Here is a 1,557-nt window from a genome sequence, read left to right as displayed (position 1 = left end):
CAATTGTCCCGTTAATATTAGTGAAGATTTGGTCTTCAGCTTCTTGCCGTCCCATGGCTGTAATCACCGTATTATTTTTTACACTGACAATCAGTGCTGCATCCTTTAGCAGCACAAGTGAATCATTCACACCCTTGTCCTTTGCCTGTTTAACCTTTTCTTCAATCCTGTTCCAGCGTTCTGTAGAAATCTCGATTCCTCGCTGTTGTAACCTTTCACTCGCATGTTTGCTTATCGTTAGTTTACTCTTCGACTGAATTACGGATTGCAACTGCAACGAAAATGATGTTTGGGCCAGTTGACTTGCTTTTACAGGTTTTTGGCTATTCCTGCTAACAGGCAGGGACTGTATCGGACGGAAACTTGCTTTATCCATCACATCACTTCCCTACATCATTGAATTTTGGTAATTTGTGAAGAAACAATACTTGTCTGGTCTGCATCAGCCAACACGTAGGATGTCTTACCATTTTTAAACGAAACAGAATGAACTATACCAGTTTTTTCTTCTTTATTTCCATCTAGATATGTGACAGTCTTTCCAATCAACATGCTGGCCTGAAGCATATGGTTTTCGCTGGAAATCTCATTAATTTGTGAAATGTTTGCGGGTTGGAGTGTAGTTCCATCCTCAAGGACAAATGAAACAGAGTCTTCCTTAAACTGAACAGACGCAACTTTTCCGCTTCCTTCTTTTACAATTTCCTGTCCATTCTCTTCTTCAATCTTATGCCAGGTAATATCTTTTCCTACGAACTGGCTGTAGGAAATCATTTTGTTTTGCTGTTCTGCCTGTACAAACCGATCAATCGACTTTCCCATATTTGTGATTTGCTCAAGTGTGGAAAATGTGGCCATTTGAGCAACAAAATCCTTGTCCTGCATTGGATTTAGTGGGTCCTGGTTCTGAAGTTGAGTCATCAAGATTTTTAAAAAATCGTCTTTCCCTAAAATATCGGAACCAGTCTTTCTATCTTTTTGAAGGTTTGATAGCAGGTAAGAAGAATCTATGGTATTTACCATTGCCTAGCCTCCTATACTTCAGTATTTAACAGGGCTTCCTCAAAGGAATTATTAAACTCACCTTTTTCCTTTTTCTCTTCCTGTTGTTGCTTGTCTGATTGCCTATGCTGTTGTTGTGGATCTCTGTTGAAAAAGCGTTCCTGCTGTGACGGCTGTTGAAAAATTTCAATTTTATCTACAGATAAATTCTGAGCAGCAAATGCCTGTTTTAGACCATGTACTTGTGATTCTAATGTTTCCTTCGCAGTACCTGTTGTAGTAATGATTCTTGCCATCATAACTTGGTCCTTTTGAAACAATTCAACCCTAATGCTTCCAAGGTGCTCTGGGAATAATTTAATGAATAGTTTCTGTGTGCCTCCGCTGTTCAAAAACTGTGATTTTGATAGAATTGATTCAAATTGTTTCATTAATTGTTCAGGTGACACAGGCTTATCATGACCGTTTAGCATTAAGGTAAGCTGTTCCGGCCTAGTTAATTGTGGTAAGAATGCCATTGTTCCAGCTTGTCCTTCTGTTTTATTAGCGGTAGAT

General features: G+C 39.0%; 3 protein-coding genes. All 3 read right to left on the bottom strand.

Going from position 1 to position 1,557, the window contains the following annotated elements:
• A partial coding sequence (locus WB217_RS03300) for a TIGR02530 family flagellar biosynthesis protein (RefSeq protein WP_423990608.1) occupies positions 1 to 376 on the bottom strand: 376 nt, incomplete at its 3' end.
• 17 nt (positions 377 to 393) lie between these two features.
• Positions 394 to 1,023: a flagellar hook assembly protein FlgD gene (flgD, locus tag WB217_RS03295; RefSeq protein WP_423990606.1), complete on the bottom strand. Its 630-nt coding sequence runs from the start codon at positions 1,021 to 1,023 to the stop codon at positions 394 to 396.
• Positions 1,024 to 1,034: 11 nt separating this feature from the next.
• Positions 1,035 to 1,557: flagellar hook-length control protein FliK (locus WB217_RS03290; RefSeq protein WP_423990604.1), on the bottom strand; the 523-nt coding region annotated here is incomplete at its 5' end.

The organism is Mesobacillus sp., from assembly GCF_049588175.1.
GTDB lineage: Bacteria > Bacillota > Bacilli > Bacillales > Cytobacillaceae > Mesobacillus.
This window is presented reverse-complemented; position numbering and strand designations above follow the sequence as displayed.